The sequence below is a fragment of the Kordiimonas lacus genome (genome assembly GCF_001550055.1).
Lineage (GTDB): Bacteria > Pseudomonadota > Alphaproteobacteria > Sphingomonadales > Kordiimonadaceae > Kordiimonas > Kordiimonas lacus.
Map to the genome: position 1 here is coordinate 267,423 of NZ_LRUA01000004.1, position 22,593 is coordinate 290,015.

Annotated in this window: 21 protein-coding genes; 11 read left to right on the forward strand and 10 right to left on the reverse strand. The window is 57.2% G+C overall.

Annotated features, from left to right (window positions below):
• Positions 1-27: 27 nt before the first annotated feature.
• Positions 28-681 carry a TetR/AcrR family transcriptional regulator gene (locus KORLAC_RS07845; RefSeq protein WP_139167654.1) on the reverse strand — a complete coding sequence of 218 codons (654 nt, stop codon included), beginning with the start codon at positions 679-681 and terminating at the stop codon, positions 28-30.
• Positions 682-875: 194 nt separating this feature from the next.
• Between KORLAC_RS07845 and KORLAC_RS07850 the strand changes: the two genes are divergently transcribed.
• Positions 876-1,337, forward strand: coding sequence for a (2Fe-2S)-binding protein (locus tag KORLAC_RS07850; RefSeq protein ID WP_068305178.1), 462 nt, complete (start codon positions 876-878; stop codon positions 1,335-1,337).
• Between the two features lie 2 nt (positions 1,338-1,339).
• Entirely contained in the window at positions 1,340-3,583 is a 2,244-nt protein-coding gene (locus KORLAC_RS07855; RefSeq protein ID WP_068305182.1) for a xanthine dehydrogenase family protein molybdopterin-binding subunit, read from the forward strand.
• Positions 3,584-3,658: 75 nt separating this feature from the next.
• On the opposite strand, the gene gabT is transcribed toward KORLAC_RS07855, so the two are convergent.
• The 3 genes from gabT to KORLAC_RS07870 form a co-directional block, all read right to left on the reverse strand.
• Positions 3,659-4,939, reverse strand: coding sequence for a 4-aminobutyrate--2-oxoglutarate transaminase (gene gabT, locus KORLAC_RS07860; RefSeq protein WP_068305184.1), 1,281 nt, complete (start codon positions 4,937-4,939; stop codon positions 3,659-3,661).
• Between the two features lie 2 nt (positions 4,940-4,941).
• Positions 4,942-6,366: an NAD-dependent succinate-semialdehyde dehydrogenase gene (locus KORLAC_RS07865; protein ID WP_068305186.1), complete on the reverse strand. Its 1,425-nt coding sequence runs from the start codon at positions 6,364-6,366 to the stop codon at positions 4,942-4,944.
• Between the two features lie 87 nt (positions 6,367-6,453).
• Complete coding sequence (locus KORLAC_RS07870; protein ID WP_068305188.1) at positions 6,454-7,287, reverse strand: LuxR C-terminal-related transcriptional regulator; 834 nt, start codon at positions 7,285-7,287, stop codon at positions 6,454-6,456.
• Between the two features lie 570 nt (positions 7,288-7,857).
• Here KORLAC_RS07870 and KORLAC_RS07880 point away from each other — a divergent pair.
• From KORLAC_RS07880 to KORLAC_RS07900, 5 genes are all read left to right on the forward strand, one after another.
• Positions 7,858-8,748, forward strand: coding sequence for a LysR family transcriptional regulator (locus KORLAC_RS07880; RefSeq protein WP_068305192.1), 891 nt, complete (start codon positions 7,858-7,860; stop codon positions 8,746-8,748).
• A gap of 118 nt (positions 8,749-8,866) precedes the next feature.
• Entirely contained in the window at positions 8,867-9,205 is a 339-nt protein-coding gene (locus tag KORLAC_RS07885) for a hypothetical protein (protein ID WP_068305194.1), read from the forward strand.
• Between the two features lie 321 nt (positions 9,206-9,526).
• Positions 9,527-12,382, forward strand: a complete 2,856-nt coding sequence (locus KORLAC_RS07890; RefSeq protein ID WP_068305196.1) for a TonB-dependent receptor plug domain-containing protein — start codon at positions 9,527-9,529, stop codon at positions 12,380-12,382.
• Between the two features lie 148 nt (positions 12,383-12,530).
• Positions 12,531-14,411 carry a CocE/NonD family hydrolase gene (locus KORLAC_RS07895; protein ID WP_206594880.1) on the forward strand — a complete coding sequence of 627 codons (1,881 nt, stop codon included), beginning with the start codon at positions 12,531-12,533 and terminating at the stop codon, positions 14,409-14,411.
• 7 nt (positions 14,412-14,418) lie between these two features.
• The gene (locus tag KORLAC_RS07900; RefSeq protein WP_068305198.1) at positions 14,419-15,864 is read left to right on the forward strand and encodes a YfcC family protein; all 1,446 of its coding nucleotides are present in this window, start codon (positions 14,419-14,421) and stop codon (positions 15,862-15,864) included.
• Positions 15,865-16,188: 324 nt separating this feature from the next.
• Here the strand turns inward: KORLAC_RS07900 and KORLAC_RS07905 are convergent, their stop codons facing one another.
• The gene (locus tag KORLAC_RS07905) at positions 16,189-16,968 is read right to left on the reverse strand and encodes an oxygen-binding di-iron domain-containing protein (RefSeq protein WP_068305200.1); all 780 of its coding nucleotides are present in this window, start codon (positions 16,966-16,968) and stop codon (positions 16,189-16,191) included.
• A 170-nt stretch (positions 16,969-17,138) separates the two neighbouring features.
• On the opposite strand from KORLAC_RS07905, the gene KORLAC_RS07910 reads away from it, so the two are divergent.
• Entirely contained in the window at positions 17,139-17,663 is a 525-nt protein-coding gene (locus tag KORLAC_RS07910) for a TetR/AcrR family transcriptional regulator (protein WP_160328616.1), read from the forward strand.
• Between the two features lie 10 nt (positions 17,664-17,673).
• Here the strand turns inward: KORLAC_RS07910 and KORLAC_RS07915 are convergent, their stop codons facing one another.
• Positions 17,674-18,048, reverse strand: a complete 375-nt coding sequence (locus tag KORLAC_RS07915) for a winged helix-turn-helix transcriptional regulator (RefSeq protein WP_068305205.1) — start codon at positions 18,046-18,048, stop codon at positions 17,674-17,676.
• 110 nt (positions 18,049-18,158) lie between these two features.
• Between KORLAC_RS07915 and KORLAC_RS07920 the strand changes: the two genes are divergently transcribed.
• Positions 18,159-19,154 carry a zinc-binding alcohol dehydrogenase family protein gene (locus KORLAC_RS07920; protein ID WP_068305207.1) on the forward strand — a complete coding sequence of 332 codons (996 nt, stop codon included), beginning with the start codon at positions 18,159-18,161 and terminating at the stop codon, positions 19,152-19,154.
• A gap of 69 nt (positions 19,155-19,223) precedes the next feature.
• Here KORLAC_RS07920 and KORLAC_RS19260 read toward each other — a convergent pair whose 3' ends face one another.
• From KORLAC_RS19260 to KORLAC_RS07930, 4 genes are read right to left on the reverse strand one after another with little or no spacing between them, the layout of a single operon-like run.
• Positions 19,224-19,580: an isochorismatase family protein gene (locus tag KORLAC_RS19260; RefSeq protein ID WP_206594892.1), complete on the reverse strand. Its 357-nt coding sequence runs from the start codon at positions 19,578-19,580 to the stop codon at positions 19,224-19,226.
• On the reverse strand, positions 19,468-19,812 hold the full coding sequence (locus KORLAC_RS18985) for a cysteine hydrolase family protein (RefSeq protein WP_206594882.1): 345 nt from the start codon (positions 19,810-19,812) through the stop codon (positions 19,468-19,470). The genes KORLAC_RS19260 and KORLAC_RS18985 overlap by 113 nt, the downstream gene beginning before the upstream one ends.
• The gene (locus KORLAC_RS07925) at positions 19,799-20,386 is read right to left on the reverse strand and encodes an RBBP9/YdeN family alpha/beta hydrolase (RefSeq protein ID WP_068305209.1); all 588 of its coding nucleotides are present in this window, start codon (positions 20,384-20,386) and stop codon (positions 19,799-19,801) included. The genes KORLAC_RS18985 and KORLAC_RS07925 overlap by 14 nt, the downstream gene beginning before the upstream one ends.
• On the reverse strand, positions 20,386-20,697 hold the full coding sequence (locus KORLAC_RS07930) for a cupin domain-containing protein (RefSeq protein ID WP_068305211.1): 312 nt from the start codon (positions 20,695-20,697) through the stop codon (positions 20,386-20,388). Before KORLAC_RS07930 ends, KORLAC_RS07925 begins: the two co-directional genes overlap by 1 nt.
• Positions 20,698-20,809: 112 nt before the next feature.
• Here KORLAC_RS07930 and KORLAC_RS07935 point away from each other — a divergent pair, with 112 nt between their 5' ends.
• Together KORLAC_RS07935 and KORLAC_RS18880 are read left to right on the forward strand one after the other, a co-directional pair.
• Positions 20,810-21,784: a GlxA family transcriptional regulator gene (locus tag KORLAC_RS07935; protein ID WP_068305213.1), complete on the forward strand. Its 975-nt coding sequence runs from the start codon at positions 20,810-20,812 to the stop codon at positions 21,782-21,784.
• Between the two features lie 287 nt (positions 21,785-22,071).
• Positions 22,072-22,224: a hypothetical protein gene (locus KORLAC_RS18880; RefSeq protein ID WP_160328617.1), complete on the forward strand. Its 153-nt coding sequence runs from the start codon at positions 22,072-22,074 to the stop codon at positions 22,222-22,224.
• Positions 22,225-22,593: the final 369 nt, after the last annotated feature.

A 22,593-nucleotide genomic window follows, 5' to 3' on the forward strand; every position in this document is an offset into this window, starting at 1 on the left:
AGGGAAGGGCGGCTTTGGCCGCCCTATCTATTTGCGCAATTGCAGATAGGCTCTGGCTGAGTGCAGGAACTCATCCACAAACACCGCATCGGGTACATTCCTTAGCTGGTCGAAGTCGGTCGTGCGGTCGCAGCGCACCACGGTCATCGCTTTGCACTGGTCGATGATGAATCTGATGGCAAGCTCTGGGTCAGGGTGGCCAATCTCACCCGTGCGCATCATCAGGAGCGCGCGGAAGCCGTCAAACAGCTTATGCTCGATGGCGCTGAACTGTTGCCATAGGTCTGCACGGTCCTTGATGGCTTCCTTGATGGCTGTCTTGAAGCCCGGGCTTTCCTGTTCGATCTGTAGCGTGAACTCAAGATAGCGCTTGAGGATGTCAATGATGGTTGCCCCTTCCCAGATGGCGGGGTCAAGGGCCGTGGCGCTCGAGCGTTCTATCCGCTGTGCCCCGCGGGCGAACAGCGCTTCCTTCAGCGCCGCCTTGTCCTTGAAATGGTGGTAGAGCGCGCCGATTGAACAGCCTGACGCCTTGGCGATATCGGTAACGGAAGTGGCGTCGGCGCCGTGTTCTCCGAACAGGCGCTCGGCGGCATCCAGAAGGGAATCGCGCGTGCGTTCACTTCTCGACTGCTTCGGAGGGTTCTTCCACTCCAGGTCTTCCATCCATTTGTTCGACACAGACTTCCTCACACATCACCGCCGGTCAGGAGTATCGCATTCATGTCGTCAATGCAATTTCCGGTGTTCCGTCCTTGACAAGCGGCTGTCAGATACAACATAAAACAGAAACATAATTCTGATTATGTTTTTTGATGAATGCAAGTTTCTTGTTACAGTTGGCGAATGCGCAGCATAATTCCGGGAGGCCCACGATGCAGATTAAAGTCAATGGCACGTCATATGACGTTGATGTGGAAGAGGATATGCCTCTTCTGTGGGTGCTTCGGGACGAGCTTGACATCAAGGGTGTGAAATATGGTTGCGGCGTCGCCCAGTGCGGTGCCTGCACGGTCCATATTGACGGCGTAGCCATGCGGTCTTGCCAGGTGCCAGCGGCGGATGCAGTGGGTGTTGAGGTTACGACGATTGAAGGCCTTGGTACGCCAGGCGCACTGCATATCGTCCAGCAGGCGTGGGTCGATCACCAGGTGGCCCAGTGCGGCTATTGTCAGTCGGGACAGGTGATGCAGGCTGCGTCACTTCTCGCTGAAAACCCGAACCCTACGGACCAGGACATTGATGATGCCATGTCTGGCAACCTGTGCCGCTGCGGCACCTACCCACGCATCCGCGAGGCTGTGAAATCAGCCGCCGCCAAGCTGCAGGAGGCGTAATTATGGGCAAGATCAAGACCTATACCCGTCGCGCATTCCTTGTCGGCTCTGCTGCCGTGATCGGCGGGGTGGCTTTTGGCTTTTATATGGTCAAGAAACCGCATGCAAACCCACTTCTCAAAGACCTTAAGGATGGTGAAGCAGCACTAACGCCTTGGGTGAAGATTGATGCCGAAGGCGTGACGCTGATCGCGCCGCACGCAGACATCGGGCAGGGCGTACGCTCCATGCAGGCCATGCTGATCGCCGAAGAACTGGATGTAGACCCGCTTGCCGTGAACGTAAGTCCGGGCGACCCGGCACCGGCCTATTATAATACCGCGCTGGCGACCGAGGCTGTGCCTTTCATGTCGACCGATGACAGTTTCGCAGCAGAGACCATGCGCGATGTGATGGGCGGCGTGATCAAACTGATGGGCGCGCAGGTGACCGGCGGTTCAAGCGCTGTCCCGGATTCGTTCGATAAGCTCCGCCTCGCGGGCGCAGTGGCACGCGAAACGCTCAAGAAAGCGGCGTCACAGCAATCTGGTGTGCCGGTCAGCGCGCTCAAGACCGAAGGTGGCGCGGTGATGCTGCCGGACGGCACCCGCGTGCCCTACGAGGACCTTGCGGCAGCTGCTGCCAAACTGGAGCCGGTCACCGATGTTCCCCTCAGGGACCCAAATGAGTGGCGCTATATCGGTAAGCCACAACAGCGGCTGGACATTGTGGCCAAATCCACCGGCACGCTGACATACGGGATCGACCTTGAGTTCGACGGCATGGTGCATGCGACCGTAAAGCTGAACCCGCGCCAAGGTGGGGAACTGATCAGCTATGATGCAAGTGCCGCCGAAGGTATGCGCGGGGTCAAGAAAATCATGCGGGTTACCGGCGGTGTCGCCGTGGTGGCGGACAATACCTGGCGCGCCATTCAGGCCGCGAACGCCATTGACTATAAATGGGGGCCAGTGAGCTACCCATCCGAGATGGAAGGCCATTGGGACTTGCTCGCGGGCTCTTTCAATGATGACCATATCGACAATGTCTGGCGCGAAGAGGGCGACGTTGAAGCGGCGCTTTCAGGTGCTGACGTCGTGGAAGCCGAGTACCGCGCGCCCTATGTGGCCCACGCGCCGCTTGAGCCGATCTCCGCGACCGTGCTGGTCACGGACGACGGCGTGGATGTCTGGACTGCGAGCCAGTTGCCGCGCTTTGTGCAGGCCAATGTGGCGGGCATTGTGGGTGTGGAGCCGGATCAGGTGCGTCTTCACAACCAGTATGCGGGTGGCAGTTTTGGCCATCGGCTTGAGGACGAGCATGTCAAGCGCGCTGCAGAAGTGGCCATGGCCATGCGTGGCACGCCGGTGAAGCTGACCTATAGCCGTGAAGAAGATTTCGCCCATGATTTTCCGCGCCAGATTTCCATGGGGCGGATGCGGGGGGCGGTCAAGGACGGGCGTGTTGACGCTTATGACCTTGGTATCGCCAGCCCGTCGGTGCAGGCGTCGCAGCTGCCGCGCCAGAACCAGGTTGCCCCTCCAGGCGCGGACCGGCAGATTGCCGCTGGGGCATGGAACTTGCCCTATGCCCTGCCGAACTTCCGCATGACGGGCTACCGAACAGATGGCCTTGCCCCAGTCAGCAGCTGGCGGTCTGTAGGCGCGTCAACCAACGGTTTCTTTGCTGACTGTTTCCTGGATGAGCTGATCATTGCTGCGGGTGCTGACCCGCTGGAGGAACGCATCCGTATGTGTCAGGAACCGCTGGCGCGCGCCGTTCTGGAGGCTGTGGGCGAAATGTCAAACTGGGGCAGCGACCTGGGCCCTGCCCGGGGCCGGGGGGTAGCCTTCGTTGAAAGCTTCGGTGTGCCGGTCGCGGAAGTGGTTGAGGTAACCAACACGCCAGATGGCATCAGGATCGACAAGGTCTATGTGGCGGCTGAAGTGGGCCGCGTGATTGACCCCGTCAATTTCGATAATCTGGTCAAGGGTGGTGTGGTGTTCGGGCTTGGGCACGCAATGAATTGCGAGATTACCTATTCCGACGGCATGGCCGAGCAGCAGAATTTCTATGACCATGAAGCCATGCGGCTGCATCAATGCCCGGAAATCATTGTGCGTGGGCTTGAGAATTCTGACCAGATCCGCGGCATTGGTGAACCGCCCGTGCCGCCGGCCGCGCCTGCGCTCGCGAACGCCATATTTGCGGCCACGGGGAAGCGCCTGCGCGAAATGCCATTCAACAAGCATATTGATTTCGTTTGACGTCACGACAAACAAAAACCCCGAACTGTTCAAGTCGGCAGTTCGGGGTCAAGTTAGGGAACGCTGAGCTTGCGATTAAGCAGCCAGGTTCTTGAGGGTAGTTGCGAGGATATCCAGGCCCTCTTCCAGCACTGCGGTTGGCGCTGTCAGGGCCGGCAGGAAGCGGATCACGTTGCCGCGCACCCCGCAGCTCAGGAGAATAAGGCCGTTTTCAGCCGCAGCCTTCACAAGCGCGCCCGTGAGGGCCGCGTTCGGCTTGTTGGCGTCGCCGTCCTCAACCAGTTCCATGGCGATCATGGCACCCAGGTTGCGCACATTGCCAATCACATTCGGCAGCTCTGCCTGCAGCGCGGTCAGGCGCTTGTTGAACAGATCACCAATCTCGTTCGCACGGTCGCACAGGTCGTCCTGTTCGATGATTTCCATCACCTTGAGGCCTGCGACACAGCCAAGTGGTGACCCGCCATAGGTGCCACCAAGGCCGCCAGGGGCGGCTGCGTCCATCACTTCGGCCTTGCCCACCACGCCGCTGATCGGGAAGCCGCCCGCCATGGCCTTGGCCACCGTCATCAGGTCAGGCTCCACGCCGCTGTACTCAGTGGCGAACAGTTTGCCGGTGCGGGCGAACCCGGTCTGGATTTCGTCACAGATCAGCAGGATGCCGTGCTCGTCACAAACGCTGCGCAGGCTTTGCATGAAGGATGGGCTCGCGGCATAGAAGCCACCTTCGCCCTGAACGGGTTCAAGGATAATGGCGGCCACGCGGGATGGTTCGATGTCCGCTTTGAAGATGGCGTCGAGCGCGTTCAGGCTGTCTGCTTCTGTGACGCCGTGATAGTCAATCGGGTAGGGCGCGTGGAACACGTCCGACGGGAAAGGCCCGAAGCCGATCTTGTAGGGCGCGACCTTGCCGGTGAGCGCCATGCCCATCATGGTACGGCCATGGAAACCGCCCTTGAAGGCGATGATGCCGGGGCGGCCAGTGGCGGCACGCGCAATTTTTACCGCGTTTTCAACGGCTTCTGCGCCGGTCGTCAGGAAAATCGATTTCTTCGGCGTGTCGCCGGGGGCTGCCGCATTCAGCTTTTCCGCAAGCGCGATATAGCTCTCATACGGGTTCACCTGATAGCAGCTGTGCGAGAATTTATCGAGCTGGTCCTTGACCGCCTCAACAATACGCGGGTCGCTGTGGCCCGTGTTGTTCACGGCGATGCCAGTGGCGAAATCGATATAGCGATTGCCTTCAACGTCCCACAGAACAGCGTTCTTGGCGTGCGAGGTGAAGCGGGCGTGCATGGTGCCAACACCGCGGGCAACAGCGGCCTCGCGGCGCGCCCAAAGGTCTGCGTTACTCATAATTAAAGCCCTCCTAACAGACAGTATTTGATTTCAAGATAGTCATCGATGCCGTAGCGCGACCCTTCGCGCCCCAGCCCGCTTTCCTTGACGCCGCCAAAGGGCGCCACTTCGGTTGAGATGATGCCCTCATTGACACCGACCATGCCGTACTCAAGCCCTTCCATGACGCGGAACACGCGACCAAGATCACGGGCATAGAAATAGGCGGCCAAGCCGTATGGCGTGTCGTTGGCCTGCGCAATCACTTCGGCTTCGTCCGTGAAGCGGTAAACAGGCGCGACGGGGCCGAAGATTTCAGCCTGGGTGATCGCCATGTCGTGGCGCACGTCCCTGAGGACCGTTGGGGCATAGAAGTTTTCGCCGGCGTCGTGGCGTGCGCCGCCGATCACCGCCTTGGCGCCGTTTGCGACAGCTGTCTCCACAAGGTTGGTTACCTTGGTGACAGCCGCCTGGTTAATCAGGGGGCCGCAAGTCACGCCATCATCGGAACCGTTGCCGACCTTCAGCTTTTCAACTGCAGCCGCGAACTTCTCGACAAAGGCATCATAAACGCCGTCCTGCACATAGAAGCGGTTGGCGCACACACAGGTCTGGCCGGCGTTACGGTATTTGCTGACCATGGCACCGGCGACTGCGGCATCGATATCCGCGTCATCAAACACGATGAAAGGCGCGTTGCCGCCCAGTTCCATCGAGGCTTTCTTGACCGTGCCTGCACACTGCACCAGCAGCTGCTTGCCCACGGCGGTGGAGCCGGTGAAGGAAAACTTGCGGATGGCCGGGTGCGTGGTCAGGATTTCGCCAACCTTCTGCGGCTTTTCCGACGTCACAACCTGCAGCACATCCTTGGGCACGCCAGCCTCAAGCGCCAGAACCTCAAGGGCGATGGCGGACAGCGGGGTGGCTTCGGCCGGGCGCACAATCGCGGTACAGCCAGCGGCCAGCGCTGGCGCGACCTTGCGGGTGATCATCGCGACCGGGAAGTTCCAGGGCGTGATGGCGCTGACGACACCGATCGCCTGCTTGATTACCATGATGCGCTTGCCGGGCAGGGTGGATGGCACCGTATCGCCATAAACGCGCTTGGCTTCTTCCGCGAACCACTGGATGAAGCTGGCGCCATACGCCACTTCGCCGCGTGCTTCCGCAAGCGGCTTGCCGCATTCAGCGGTGATGATGCGGGCCAGGTCTTCCTGGTTGGCCATGATCAGGTCATGCCAGCGCATCAGCGTGGCTGCACGTTCTTTCGCCAGCGCGTCGCGCCAGGCGGGCAGAGCCGCTTCTGCGCGGTCAACGGCGGCCAGAACGTCGGTTTCCGTCATGTCGGTCACGGCAGCGATGGTCTCGCCAGTAGCAGGGTTCGTCACGCTAAAACTGTTTTTCCCGCTGGCAGGCAGCAGGGATTTATTCTCAATCGTCAACATAGTCACCAGATACTCCCATGGAATTCTGGTGAGTGTGGCTCAGGCCATGATTTTGGGAAATACCCCCTTAGGGGGATGATCTCAGGCTCAGGCGCCCAAATAGGCCTTCAGCGGGTCGTCGCCCAGCGTGGTGTCTGTATTTTCCAAGGCAGCGAGAAACAGGGAAAACAGCTCTGCATGGGTGCCGATGTCCAGCTTGGCATAGATCTTCTTGCGGTGGACCTTCACCGTTTCCATGGAGATGGAAAGCCGATCCGCGACCGACCGTGCCGGGTGGCCGTGCATCAGCATCTGCATGATCTCGAACTCACGCGGTGTCAGGATATCCCGGCCAAAGGCCCCCAGGGCAGACTGCAGCTCCACATGCAGGCGCCGCCCCTTTTCCGTTTCCTTGTGTGCGCCGCTGCAGCGCGTGGCCAGAAGCCCGCACACAACAGGCGCAATCATCCGCATGTCTTCAAGGTCGCGTGCAGAAAAGCGCGGGGCATCAATGGTCCGCGCCAGCGACAGGGCAACCACGCTGCCGTCAGCCAGCCGAGCCATGAAGTTGACTTCGTCATTGAGGCCGGATTGCTGATACCAGGCTTCGAAATACTCGCTTTTATGAAAGTCCGGCGGGGTGATCTCTTCAAGGCCCAACAGGCCGTCTTCTGACAGGTTGAGCGCAGCCTGATAGAAGGGATCAAGGATATAGAAGGCGGCGATATAGTCGTCGAAATTATTCTTGCGCCAGCTGTGACCGGTGTCGTTATGCAGGAACGCCGGGCTGCTGCCCGCGCGGTAGACCATCAGGATCACACTGTTGGCCCGGAACAGTGCCTTCAGGTGCACGACCAGCGATGTGACCGCCGCCTTGTCATCGCTTTCGCGCAGGATTTTTCCCAGGCATTCATGCCATGCTGTCAGGGTTTTCCGGTCCATAAAGCCTGTTGTGTTCCTTCGGTGCCTCTGGGGCGTGTGATGCAAATGCCAACCTAGCGGTGATTTATCCAATGTGCGACAGACTTTTCAAGCAGGTCCATCAATTTTGATCCGCGTCGCAGCTTGGTCAAAAGCATGATTCTGTGGGCTGCCCACTGAGGATGGGCAAGTTTCGCATGTATCAACCCAAAAAAACCGACCCCCGAGAGTTGACTGATGCCATCCGTATTTAACGGGTGAGAGCCTGGGATGGCGCTCCGACCAGTTTCAGCGTTTCGCGCACAGGTTTCGGAGGCTCACCGGCAACAGGGACCCCAGCTTGAAGTATCTTAAAGCCTTCGAAGAGACACCGTTTTGCGACTTTGAATTCGTTCTGCCTGCGCGGATTATCACTCCCAATTTCAACAGGATTGATTTTTTGGGGTAGAGCCTTCGCCATTTCTGGGGCGCTTCTCGTGAAAGACCATTATGCGGTTTGGGAATGACCTATAGCTATTACGGAATGTTTTTGCATAAGGTACGGATAGCGCATATTTTGGTGCAAGCCATAATCTATGCAGGACACATCTGGTGAGGCCCAAGTCAAAGCATCTGGAAAGCTTCCGCGAAATCATGCGCACCGGGTCTGTGACCGATGCGGCGCATAACCTTGGCTTGACCCAATCTGCTGTCAGCCGCCAGCTGGCGCAGCTTGAAGACCAGTTGGGCCTGGAGCTGTTCCACCGCGACAAGGGCCGCCTGACGCCGCTACCGGAAGCCGTGGAGCTGTGCCAGGAAGTGGACCTGGCGCTGTCGAGCTTCGACCGGATTGAACTTCTGGCTGATGACCTCCGCAACCTGGCCAAAGGCCAGCTGCGGGTTGTGGGACCGCCCAGCTTTGTTGAGGGCGTGCTGGCAGGCGCAATCGCCAGTTTCCTGAAGGCCTACCCGGATATCAAATTCACGGTGGACTCCCGGAACCATGAAACCATTGTGGAGCGCGCTGTGTGCCGCGCGGTGGACTGCGGCTTCCTGAAATTGCCGGTTTCGCACCCGCATCTGTCAGTGGAACATATTGTGTCTGCGGGCACCGTATGCGTGTTCAAGAAGGGTCACCCGCTTGAGAAACGCGAATTTGTCACCCCGCACGACCTGAAGGACCAGCCGCTGATCCTGCTGGGCAAGGGCAAGGCCTTCCAGCGCCAGATAGAAGACGCTTTCCGCCAAGCCCGCATCTGGATGAATGTGAAGGCCGAAACCCACGCCATCGGCGCGTCTTGTGCGCTTGCTGCCCAGGGGGTGGGGGTGGCCTTTGTCAATGAGTTGATGGGCAGAACCTATAAGGGCCTGGGGGTCAGCCTTGTGCCGTTCCGGCCCACCATCGAACACAGCTACGCGTTCGTGACCTCGTCACAAATCCCCATGTCGCGCGCCGCGACGGCCTTCTTCAGCCACTGCAAGGCCTATTTCAAAAGTCGCTGATTTGGGCCTCCGTTATTCGCAAGTGGAATGGCCGGGCGATAATTTTTCATACTATTGAGCATTTCCGCTATTGGCCTCAGGTTTGTCCCAAGTGATGACCAGAACGGGATATGGACCAATGAATATGCAGCCTGCAGACTTATACGCGAACGGGGACCTTGAAGAAATCCTCTCCCCGACGGGCGTGCTGAAGAAGCTCTCGGCCGCTGAGCGCTACCGCTCCGGCACCCCGCTGCGGGCCTTTGATGTCAGTGTCTTCAACGGCGAGGTCAGGGCATGCATGAAGAACAATGAAGACCATCCCATTTTCAGCAGCCGCTGGGCAGATACCCAGCATGTGGTGATGATTGTGATGGATGAAATTGAACTCGCCGCCCGTATCCGGACCCTGTTCCCAACAGCGCAAGGCTTTGTGATTGAAAATATTGTTGAGTGCCATGCAAGCGAGGTTGTCTGACGTAGCCTGACTTCCGATCTCCCTCGCGCCCGCCCAACCCGTTACCCCCTGACCCTTCCTCCCAAGAAGGAACAACAGCCCTCTTCAAGGAGGCACAGCTCCAAGCACTTTCCCCTTAAAGGCGTCCCCCAGCGGCGCCTTCTTTTTTGCCAGGCCTTCAGCCCGACGTTTATGCCGCAAGTTTGGTTATGCAAAAGCGGAATGGGATAGCGCCAAAATCTCATAATATTGAATGTGCCTTGCCTCCACACATAGGCTTTCCGGGATCTTTTGAACAAAGGGGAAAACCCCGTGTGTAACGGTTCTGGGAGGACCATAAAGATGGAGAATACAGAAATGAAACAGTCGCGCATCAGCATGCTAATGCTAGGCACGTTTCTTGGGTCCGGCGCGTTGGCGATGCCGGCAGTGGCTCAGGAACAGGATACGATGGAAACGTTCGAAGAGGTGGTGGTTACCGGCTCCCGCATTCCGCGTAAGGACATTGTTGCCAACAGCCCCGTGAATGTGGTGTCTGGCGAGGAAATCGCGCTTGCCGCGACGGTGGAAGTGGACCGCATCCTGGATGCCCTGCCGCAGACAGTCGGCAGTAACGGCCCGTCCACCAACAACCCGGGCTCCGGCTCCGCTACCGTTGACCTGCGGAACCTGGGCACAGCCCGCACGCTGGTGCTGGTGAACGGCCGCCGCATGGTGGGTAACGGCACCACAGGTGTTGTGGACCTGAACAACATCCCACCTGCGCTGATCGAACGCGTGGAAGTGGTCACCGGCGGTGCGTCTGCCGTGTATGGCTCCGACGCCATGGCGGGTGTTGTTAACTTCATCATGAAAGATGATTTCGAAGGCATGCAGGTTGGCGGCCAGTATGGCTTGACCCAGGAAGGCGACAGCGAACGCTATAATGTCGATTTCACGCTTGGCAGCAATTTGGGTGACGGGCGCGGCAACGTGACCCTCAGCAGTAACTATTTCAAGCGTGTGCAAACCAACGCGTCAGAGCGTGATTTCTCTGCCGTTCAATTTGCGGAAGATACAGACGATAACGGCAATCCGGTCTTTGTGCCGGGTGGGTCAACCACCATCCCACAGGGCCGGTTCAACTCGAACACGCTCGATAACCTTGGTATCCTTGACAGCTTCGGCACGCCCATCACTTCTGGCGGTGTGATCATTACCGACAGCGGCCAGGCCCGCACGTTCCAGGATCCGGAAGACCGCTACAATTTCGCACCGACAAACGCACTGCAGTTGCCGCTTGAGCGCTGGAACATCTCCGGCACGGCAAACTATGAGGTCACCGAAGGCGTCGAGTTCTTTACCGAACTCACGTACACCCATTCGAAAATCAACCGCCAGCTGGCGCCGACACCTTTCTCTGAATCCGGCTTCGATTTCTCGCTGGCGAACCCCTATATGCCAACGGCCGTGCGGGACGTATTCGCCCAGATGGACACGGACGCTGATGGCATTGTTCAAAGTGGTATCCGCCGCCGGATGGAAGAGGCCGGCCCACGGATCGAGGATAACACCCGCGATATGTGGCGTGTGGTGGCAGGCCTGAATGGTGACGTTTTTGACGGCATGCGCTGGGAAGTGTTCTACAACTTCGGGCGGTCAGAAGAAAGCCAGCGCCAGCAAGGCAATATCTCCATCTCCCGCTATCAACAGGGCTTGCTGGTGAGTGACAGCGACCCATCCCAGTGTGCCGACACATCCAACGGCTGTGTGGTGCTGAACCCGTTTGGTGCGGGCGTGATGACCCAGGAGATGGTTGATTTCCTTACGGTTACCGCATCGAACCAGACAAACGTTCAGCAGCAGCAGGTGGGTGCCAACATCGCAGGTGATGTGATGGACCTGCCAGCAGGCCCGCTTGGCGTTGCTGTAGGTGTGGAATACCGCAAGGAAAGTGCCGAAAACTTCAATGACCCTGTGCTGCAGGCTGGCGATATAGATGGCTTCTCTGGCGGTCTCGATACTGAAGGCAGCTACAGCGTGAAAGAGATTTATCTCGAAAGCGTTATCCCGATCCTGGAAGGCGTAACAGGCGCAGAATATCTGGGCCTTGAAGCGGGCATCCGTTTCTCTGACTATTCAACTGCGGGCGGTGTCACGAGCTACAAGATCGGCGGCGAATGGCGCCCGGTCCCTGACATCAAGTTCCGTGGCCTTTACCAGCGTGCTGTGCGGGCCCCGAACATCAACGAACTGTTCCTGGGTCAATCCAACGGCTTTCCTGGCGCGACTGATTTCTGTGACATCGTCCGGAACCCAACGCGGACAGCGGCTGAGGCAGACTTCTGTGTCCAGCTGGGCGTTCCTGAGGCCAATATCGACACCTACACGCAGGACAATATCCAGATTGAAGCCCTGTTCGGCGGCAACCCGGACCTGCACGAGGAAACCTCCGACACATGGTCGATCGGCGCTGTCTATACGCCAGGGGCTGTGCCGGGGCTTCTGTTGTCAGCCGACCTCTACAGCATCAAAATCCAGGATGCCATCGCGACGTTTGGCGGTGGTCTGCAATCCACGATCGATGCTTGCGCGGTTGCGCTTGATCTGAACGATCCTTTCTGTGCCGTGCTGACGGCCCGTGAAAGCGATGGTCAGCTGTCGAAAGTGTCGCTGTTCAACCAGAATATCGCGGCGCTTGAGACCAAGGGTGTGGACTTTAACGCAGCCTACGGGTTCGAAGCCATGGGCGGCGATTTCGACATCAAGCTTGCGGGCACGCGGCTGTTTGACTCGATCACCCAGGGCAGCCCGATCCTTGAGGCCAACGAATGCGCGGGTGCCGTGGGCGTGCGTACAATCTGTGGCCGGGCCAACCCGAAATGGCGCATGACCGGCCGGGTAACCTACCGCCGCGACGCGCTGACCGCCTCCGTGCGCTACCGCTATATCGGCAAGGTAACGGACGAACGCGTGGCCCTTGGGAACGAAGAGCCCGCAAACCTCTTCCGTCCCTATATCGGTGACCAGCATTATTTCGATGCCACGGTGAGCTACCAGTTCACGGATGACCTGTCGCTTTACACCACCATCGACAATGTCTTCAACAACAAGCCGCCGCTGATTGGGGACGCCTCACGCGGCAACCACAACACGGATGCAGGCACTTATGACGTGCTGGGTCGACGCTTCTCGGTGGGCTTCCGGGCCAAATTCTAAGCACCGGACCGGGCACCTGTTCGGGGTGCCCGGCTCCATACAATGTTGGCTCCATGGGCCAAACGCTTCCACCCGGGTTCCGGCTGTATTCGAACCCGGGTGGAGCATCCGCTTCACAGATCAAAACGCGTAGTTGGGGAGTTCCATCTTGGTTCGCATCGGCAAGGATACACCGCCGCAGGAGCTTACAGTCATGCAGGATGTCATGATCACCATGCGTGACGGCGTCCGCCTGGCGACAGACGTGTATCTCCCCAGTGCGTTTGGTGACTGCAAGTCCGGCAGATGGCCGGTCCTGATGGAGCGCACGCCATATGGCAAGCAGGGGTTGAACAGGTCAGAGCGGTCTGTCGCCCACCCCGCACCACGCCCCAGGACGGAAATCGCCCGCTATTTTGCCCGCCACGGTTATGTGGTTGTGATGCAGGATTGCCGGGGCCGCTATGGGTCTGAAGGCACCTTTTCCAAATATTTGAATGAAGCCGAGGACGGCTTTGACACCATGGCTTGGATTGTGGACCAGCCCTGGTGCGACGGTAAGATTGGTACTTTTGGCGTGTCCTATGGCGCACACACACAAATTTCCGCCGCCTGCCTGAACCCGCCCGGGCTTTCCGCCATGTTCATGGACTCAGGTGGTTTCGCCAGCGCCTATCATGGCGGCATCCGCCGCGGCGGCGCGTTTGAGCTGAAGCAGGTCACCTGGGCCTACAAGCATGCGCTTCTCAGCCCCAAAACAGCCGCTGACCCGGCGCGCAAAGCCGCGCTTGAAGCCGTCAGGCTGACAGACTGGTTCCACGACATGCCCTGGACGCCCGGGCATTCACCCCTGAGCGCCGCGCCGGAATATGAGGCCTACCTGTTCGAACAGTGGCAGAACGGCACATACGGGCCTTTCTGGCAGCGCCGCGGCCTGTCGGCCCTCGGGCGGTACGGTGATATGCCGGACATCCCGGTGATGGTAATGGGCAGCTGGTATGACCCCTATGTGGCCACCTCAATCACCAATTATCAGGGCCTTCGGGAGGGGCGCAAAAGCCCCGTGTTCCTGACCATGGGGCCCTGGACCCACGGGCAGCGGTCCTTTTCATATGCCGGTGACGTGGACTTTGGCGACGACGCTGTTTTTGAACACCATTTCGGCATGGATTATCTTGACTATCGCCTGCACTGGTTTGACCGCTATCTGAAGGGCAAGTCTGACGCGATGTTCGATGAACAGAAGCCGGTCAGCCTGTTTGTCATGGGAGGCGGAGGTGGCGACGCAGATGAAAGCGGGCGCCTGAGCCACGGCGGCCGGTGGTTGAGCTTCCCCGATTGGCCGGTAGGCCAGGGCGCGCCCACGGCCTTCTTCCTGACGAAAGGCGGCAGCCTGCGCCCGCAGGCGCCGCATGGGCGCGAAGCTTTTGCAGACTATATCTACGACCCCCGGCAGCCCACGCCAACCATCGGCGGCGCCGTGACATCCGGCGAGCCGCTGATGGCTGGCGGGGCCTTTGATCAGCGCGAACAGGACAGCTTCTTCGGCTGCACGTCGCCTGGGCGGGACCTGAAGGACCGGCCTGATGTGCTGTCGTTCGAGACAGCCCCGCTGGAGGCCGATACCCGCGTCGCCGGGCCGATTGAGGCGCGGCTGTGGGTGGCGTCTGATTGCCCGGACACGGATTTCACGGTCAAGCTGGTGGATGTATATCCCCCCGGCAAGGACTATCCAGCCGGTTTCGCCATGAATATCACCGACGGCATCCTGCGCGCGCGCTACCGCGACGATTGGGAGCATCCGGAACTGATGGAGGCTGGCCGGGTGTATGAGCTGACGATTGAACTGTTCGCCACCGCCAACCTGTTCCGCAAAGGCCACCGTATCCGGGTGGATATTGCCAGCAGCAATTTTCCGCATTTCGACCTGAACTCCAATACGGGTGAGCCGGAAGGGAACTGGACCACCACCATGCGTGCCCGGAACCGGATTTTTATGGACGAAACCCGCCCATCCCATATTCTGTTACCCATAAGCCAAGGGAAGTGACCGCCGAATGAGCCTTGAAATCAACACCCGTAAGGAAGAGGCCACTGCTGACAGCACGGCGGACATCAAGGCCGAGGCGCGCAAGAAAACCACCAATCCTATTGTGATTTTGCTGGGCATTCTGCTGCTGGCCATGGTGCTGACCTATGCGGTCGATTCCGGCCGCTATGCGCGCGACGGCAAGCTGGTTGTGCCGGGCAGCTATCAGGTGCTGGACAAAGACCGGTCGCCCGCCAGCCTGTTCGCGGTGCCAAGAGAAAGCCAGGACATCGCCAAGCCCGTTGGCCTGATTGGAACCGCCATGGCGATCCCCAAGGGGCTGGACCGGGCATCGGGCCTGATCTTCATGGTGCTAATCATTGGCGGCATGTTCGGGATTTTGACCCGAACGGGCGCGATTGACGCCGGGCTTGAACGGCTGCTGAGCCTCTTTAAGGGCAATATGCTGATCTTGGTGCCGGGGCTGATGGTTGTCTTTTCCGCGGGCAGTACCTTCCTTGGGCTGGCGTCCGAATATCTGCTGATCATCCCGGTGATGGCGGCGATGGCGGAGCGGCTGGGCATGTCCCGTATCATTGGCCTCGCGATTGTGACGGTATCTGTGAAAGTGGGCTATCTCACGTCTGTTACCAACCCGATCCCGCTCACCATCGCGCAGCCGCTTGTCGGGCTGCAGATTTTCAGTGGCGCCGGTGTGCGTTTCGCTTTCTATCTGGTGTTCCTGGCTGTGGGCATTGCCTTCATGCTGTGGGTGGTGCGCCGCGACGCAGCCTATGGTCAGTCACAGACCATTGAATTCACAAAGGAACGCCTGAACCCGCGCCAAACTGCCAGCCTGGTTCTTTTGGTGCTGGGGGTGGCGCTTCTGGTCTATGCGTCCAACCGCTGGCATTGGCACCATGATGGCCTGTCGGCCTACTATATCGGGCTTAGCGTTGCGCTGGCGGCGGCCAGTGGCCTTGGCGCCAGCGAAGCGGCCGATGCGTTCGTCTACGGCATGAAAAAGGTGCTGATGGCCAGCTTCCTGATCGGCGTGGCGACAGCCGTGTCGATCGTGCTGTCGGAAGGGCAGGTGCTGGATACGGTCGTGCACGGCCTGACCGGCATGATCGGCGATGGCGGCGCCATCGTGGCCGCGCAGGGCATGTTCGTCTCGCAGCTTCTGCTGGATTTCCTGATCCCGTCCACCTCGGGCCAGGCGGCGGTCAGCATGCCGATCTTGGGGCCGATTGGCCAGCTTTCGGGCGTGCCGCCGCAAACCACCGTCATGGCCTTCCTGTTCGGCAATGGCCTGACCAATATGATCACGCCCACATCCGGCACGCTGCTGGCTTATCTGGCCACCGCGCAGGTGGGCTGGGGGCGCTGGGCCAAATTCATCTTCCCGCTTTGGATCATCTTCTCACTTGTCGCGATGATCCTGCTGACTGTTTCAATTGAAATCGGATTTTAGGGTTGGGTGCGGATGTCCAGCAGCTGCGGTCGAAAGGGGCGGGCCCGTCCTCAGGCAAATATCGTTGGAATGCGCTGGCAAGGGCCCACCCTGCTCCTTCCGCTATTGTCTGTTGCGCCATTCAGAAGGTCTGGCGTGGGCGTATGTTCCCTCGGGTTGTGGCTGATGCCATCTTCGCTTTGCACAAAAATCATGGCTGTGGCCGTAACCTTGCGGTCCCAATGGGGCGAGTTTGTTGGGGGGCGGTCTCAATTGTCTGCGAGGGATGTCGGCACGCCTGTTAGGGGCTGGGCGTGCCGACTTTTCGGAGGCTTATTGTTAGGGTTAGTTGTGTGGGTGCTCTTGCGCCTCCATTACAAGAGCTGGGAGGTCTCCAAGCCCTGACTGTTGTGGGGGGAGGTGGCCGGACAATACAATCTGATGGGCTTCCGATTTGACGTTTTCAACGGCCCGAGAAAATTTGTCATCATCCAACATACTTAACCAGGGCGCGTCTATTTGTGCCCACTGCATGAGGCCAGTTCGCAGGTCAACTGCAGGGATGTCTTCCGCTTGCATATATTGTTGTGACAGCAGTGCGCCAAAGGCATCTGCGGCGAACAAGGTTTTGTTCTTGGCGTCGGAGAAACCCATGGTTTCTGGCGCATCGTAATAGAGAGGGCGAACGGCGGTTAGGGCTCGGTCCTGAGTTTCAAGGGATTGTCCGATCTCCAGCATATGAAAGTGTTCGGGAGCACAGCCGAGCATATTCATTTTTCCCATGCCAAGGAAATTTGTGACTACCTCGGCTTTTGGGGCCCGTGCCAAGACAGAGGTGAGGTTTCCAATGTGATCAGCATCTGTGTGAGAGATCCATATCCAGCGGAGTTGCTCCGGCGGAAGAATGCTATCCAGGACCTTCAGGAATTGGTCTTTGAGCGCGGAAAGGCCAGTGTCCACCAATATCGGCTCTTTTCCCAGGAGAAGAAAGGAATTAACAGGTAGCATGCCTGCGCCAGGTACAGGTAACCAAGACGGTAAACAGATGATGTCGGCTGCCACATGAAAAGGGGGCGCCATCGTCGGTTCGGTAAGGGGGGTGCTAGGTTGATTGTGGGTACTCATCACAAACTCGCCTGTTTATTTAAATGAACACATTTGATCATTTAATGTGATATACTGCCCAGATTAGTCGAGTCAATAATTTATTAAACAGTGGTGTTCATTTAATGTCCAAGCGAAAATATCAGATGACCCGTCGGGCTCAGGCTCAGGAGGAGACCAAAGGGCGAATTGTGGATGCAATCATTGCCCTTCATGAACGCGTGGGCCCGAAGGCCACAACTGTGACAGCAATTGCTGAAGAGGCAGGTGTCCAGCGTCTGACCGTTTACAAGTACTTCCCAGATGAAGAGGCTCAGCTGAAGGCGTGCACTTCTCGGTGGACCGACCAGAACCCCAGGCCCAGCGCTGAGGAATGGATGGGCTATGACGACCTGATCAGTCGCTGCGAGGCTGCGCTTTCTTCGCTGTATGCCTATTACGGGCGTACGGCGCCAATGTGGCATCAGACATACAGAGACAAGGATGACGTACCGCCACTTGCAAATGCTCTGGAGGGGTTCGAAGGATTCTTGGCAGACGTTAGCAAGGACATTTTGGCTGTAGCAGAACATGTCACGCCCGAGCTTCAGGCGACGGTTGCTCACCTGCTTGCGTTTCCGACATGGGCATCTTTAAATCAGGCGTGTAATTCTGATGAACAGATGCTGGCGCTGGTCATTCAATGGGTTCGTGCTGTTGCGAAGGGGCAGGGCTAGTGCGCCTAACCTAATCCCCGGGGGTTTCTGTGTCGAACCCTGTGCCAGGCTGTTCTTTGCTCAGGTAGGCGTCACCCCAGTTTTTAAGCTGCATAATGAGCGGGGCCAGGGTTCGGCCTCTTTCTGTCAGGCTATATTCCACCCGTGGCGGCACAACAGGGTATACCTTTCGGTGGACCAAACCGTCCCCTTCCAGCTCTCTCAGTTGGCGGGTTAGCATGCGTTGAGTGATCTTTGGCATGAGCTTCCCGAGTTCTCCAAATCGGAGGGTTTCAGGGACGAGGTGATACAGAATGACACCCTTCCATTTGCCTCCAATCACTTCAAGGGTGGCTTCGACGCCGCAGAAGGTATGGTCATTTCTCTGCCCAATTTTTGCTCGCACCAATGCCTCCTTAGTATACAAAGTGATAGTATAAACCAAAAATGTGCATACTTTAAATTTTGTTCCTAAGGGCATATGTCAAGGGCTGCATTAATTTTAGGAGCGCTGGTATGCGTGTATTTGGGTTTGATCGAGGATTGCCTGTCACAGATCCTCAGTGTTTCCTTGAGCAAGAACAGCCGGTGCCAGAGCCTGGCGACCATGACTTGCTGGTCAAGGTGAAAGCCGTTTCGGTAAATCCGGTGGATGTGAAGGTGAGGGGCGGCAAGGCCGATGATGGCGTATTCTCTGTTATTGGTTGGGATTGTTCCGGTGTCGTTGAAAAGGTAGGTGCCAGTGTCACCGATTTTCAGGTGGGTGATAAGGTCTGGTACGCAGGTGACATTCGTCGGCCTGGGTGCAATGCGGAGTTTCATGTAGTTGATGCCAGGATTGTGTCCCTGAAGCCTGAAGCAATGGACTTTGCAGAAGCTGCAGCGATGCCGTTGACAAGCCTTACTGCATGGGAAGCGCTCTATGACCGATTGAGAGTAAGTGAGCGCACTGATGATAACAAGGGCAAGAAATTCCTGATCATTAATGGTGCTGGCGGGGTTGGCTCAATTGCGATCCAGTTGGCGAAGCGTCTTGGGCTGGAAGTATCTGCGACAGCTTCCCGGCCAGAGAGCCAGGCCTGGTGCAAAGCTTTGGGTGCAACTTCTGTCGTATCCTATAGTGACGTCGGTTCTCTTCCGCCTGATCAGTTCGACTATATCTTATGCTGTCACGACACGGACGCCTATTTCGACATAGCGGCCAACCTTGTGAAACCGCAAGGGGCTGTGTGCTTCCTGGCCAGCGCTAAAGTAAAGCACGATATCCAGCTATTCATGCATAAGAGTGCCGCTATCGCCTGGGAGTTCATGTTTACGCGCTCCACCTACCAAACAGCTGATATGGCACGCCAAAAAGAAATCTTGAGTGAAATTGCCTGCCTGGTTGATGACGGGGAAATGCAGGGAACCATGGCCAGGAAACTAGAAGGCTTTTCAGCAGAGGCCTTTACCAAAGCCCATGAAGTTTTGGAAAGCGGCAGCATGATTGGCAAGCTGGTTATAGAAGCATAGCCGGGAGCGGTATAGGGCCTTCTTGGCAGCCTCCATATCATCCCTGTCTTGTTATTGGCAGGGATGATTCTATTCCATAGAAGCGGTTCTATGAAACGGTGCTTCAATAATTTTTATGCTCGGAAGTACGCTGCAGAATTCGCGATCTAAGTTGGCCAAGCTGACGTCATGTACGAGCTGTGCAGGATAGTGGGTACCCGAGGCGGATACGCGGTCAAAACACGCACAGGCATCCTCAGCGACAAGGACTTCATATCCCAAATTGCCAGCCATTCTCGTTGTGGTCGAGACGCAGTGATTGCTTGTGAGACCACTAATGACCAATTGCTTGATTCCAAGTTTGTTCAGGGATCTCTCCAATTGCGTTCCGATAAAACCGCTGTTGACGTTTTTCTTGATGACGCACTCGCCGACAAAGGGTTCCAGGCCGCTTTTGAAACGGCCCCCCCGGTCTGCCCACTTTCAAGGGGCTGTCTGATTCCAGGCTGTCATGAATAATGTGGAAGATTGGCTTTTTTGTTGCGCGCCAAAAAGAGAGGAGCATCTGGGCCCGCTCCTCAGCATGAGGATTGTTTCGCTCGGTTCCCCAATGGGTGGTTTTGTCAAACCCTTGCTGCCAATCGATCAAGAGTAGCGCCGTGTTCTTAGATATATTCATCGTCACACTCCAGGATCGACTGGATAAGAGTCGATAGTTCGGGCAATTCGGTGCAACCGGAAGCAGCCGAGAAATGGGCCCTGCCGTGCAGTACCAGAGTGTTTGCCTTTGATCCCTTGTTGAGGCGCTCCAGATTGGCCCAAGTATCAGGAATGTATGGGTCGTTATCGGAGGCTATAACCCACGTGTATCTTGCTGGCAGTTTCGACAGGTTGGCAGCAACTGACAATGTGAAAAAAGTGTCCACTGCGGTAACACCCAGGGGGTGGGTGAAAGGCGCAATGAACACCACGGCTTTGAAATGTGGTTTATTGGGGGGGAGCTGAGCAATTGCGTTTAGAATGTTTATGCATCCCAGGCTATGCCCAACCAAGATAGTCTCTTGAATTGCGGTGTGATCAATGCGGTCCAGGAGTGCAGATGACCACGTATCGACATCCGGGAGATCGGGGTTGGGCATATCGGCAAAACCAAAAGGCACGCCATTGTGAGTGAGCTCCCGAGACAGCCAGGGGTACCATCCCCATTCGAGTGTGCCGGTCCAGCATGGTGAGAGTAAGACGCGGGCCGTCATCACACGCTGTCCATTTTTTCAATGACGAGAATGCGGGCTTCGGGCGTGGGGATTGCGCGATGCTCTTCGCCTTCTTTGATGGAAAGGATGTCTCCTGGTAGCATTTCGATATTCTTTTCGGTGCCATCCATGCGAACTTGCATCGTTACGGCACCATCGAGGACGACAAAGACTTCGTCGCCGTCATTTTCGTGCCAGATATAGGGTTGGTCTGTCCAGTGGATGCGAACACCTATGTCGCCAAATCGTGCCACTTCCTTGTTACCCCAAGGGCGGGAGGCGGTGAAGGTTTTAGCCGTTGTAATTTCCATTAGCGTAGTCCTTTCCGGGTGTCTTTGACAATTTACGGAAGGGATTATAGTTTCTGTGGCAGGAGTTCTGGTGCCGCATATACGTTATTTTGTGCCAACCAAGGAGCGGGCAGTGCGAAAAATCGGTTTTCTGGTATTCGATGGCTTTCAGTCCCTGGATGTCACGGGGCCCGCAGACGTGTTTAGCGTGGCAGATGCTACTGCCCGAAGGCTTTCACGGCAGCATTCATCGGAGAAAAAATGCCAGCTGTCGTACTTTTCACTGGATGGAAAATCTGTTGTGGCCTCCAATGGCATGACGGTTAGTGTAGATGGCAGCCTTGTATCACCGGAAGTTGACCTTGATGTTCTTATCCTGTCCGGTGGGGATATCGCCAGCCTTGAGAAGGTTGAAAAGAGCAAAGCGCTGGCCGCAAAGCTATGGGTGCTCCATAAAGCGGGCACCTTTATCGTTTCCATTTGCAATGGTACATTCCTGCTGGCTCCAAGCGGGCTTCTGGATGGCCTTCTGGTGACCACTCACTGGCAGGCAGCATTGAGATTGGAAGCAAGATATCCCGCGTTAACGGTTGATCCGGACAAGTTGTTTTCAGTGACAGAACACATCGCAACGTCCGCGGGGGTGGCTAGCGGGATAGATTTGGCGCTTGACTTTGTTGCTCGCTGGTACGGAGATGAAATAGCATTTTCGGTTGCAAAGGAGCTTGTGGTTCCGTACCGGCGCTCAGGTAGTCAGCGCCAGCTCAGCATGCTTCTGGCCGCTCAAGCCAGTGGCCCAAAGGTCGCTGCGTTATTGGCCTGGATAAGACAAAACCTGCGTCGAGACCTTTCTGTTGAAGAATTGGCCGATCATATGGCTATGTCTCGCAGAAGCTTTTACAGGTGGTTCAAGGCTGAAACTGGCCTGTCACCAGCCTTCATGGTTTCACAAATTCGAATGGAGACGGCTACAGCACTGCTTGAGCAGGGTGGCAAAAGCGTCAAGGAAGTCGCCCGGTTTTGTGGCTTTAGTTCTGCGGATCACATGGCGGTATGTTTTCGCCGCCACTCAGGTATTTCTCCTTCGCACCTCCTCCCTGACGGGTAGTATCCCCACAAAGGCACTGTTCATTACTTGAACTCCGGCATCGGTGTTCTTGCGATACATGCCTGCGCGTCCCGGAGGCCGCCGTCATCCTGTGTCGTTAAGAATGTGTCCGCATATGGCACTAAGCAGTTATCGTGAACCCTGATGGGGTTCGGCAGCAGGCGGAAGGTGCTGCTGTGTTTGCTCTGTCCATGTTGTTTCATGACGCAATCACTGTTAGGGGCGGTGCGGTCGAATAGTCGAATTTTCATGATTACGGGATTGCTCGAATAGGCCAGGAGCCGGAGGTGGTCGTTGAGTTGGTTGATAGCCAGGAAACCCCGATGGGGATGGGAGAGCGCCTGCAAGGTGTAATACAGCCCGCCGTTCTGAATGCGCTATACAGGGCGACAGGTACGCGTGTCAGGCGGCTGCCTGTTGATCTGACAGTGCATGGCTAGAGCGTTTTAGGGCGAAGGCTATCTTTTTCAGGTCTACTTGCGCAGTTGGGCGACTTTTGAGTCTAATGTCGCAAAGTGACAAAATTAGTGTCGCGGGACATCCGATGTCCCGTGCCTCTAGTTCTGTCCAACGAACATACTAGATAATGTGGGTGCGACATCGCTGCTACATAATCGCCTCTGTCAGCCCTTTATCTTATGCGTGAAAAGAGACACTAAATGTGTCCAGGAATTTCTGGACAAAATTAATGTCGTTTTCGGATTTTGGGGAACTTGCATCTCTGCTAGGGCAGGGGAAGCGGACATTGATGCCATACCGGAAGAACGTCCCAAACTCGCCAGAAGCCGCCGCCCGCTATTGCAGACGAC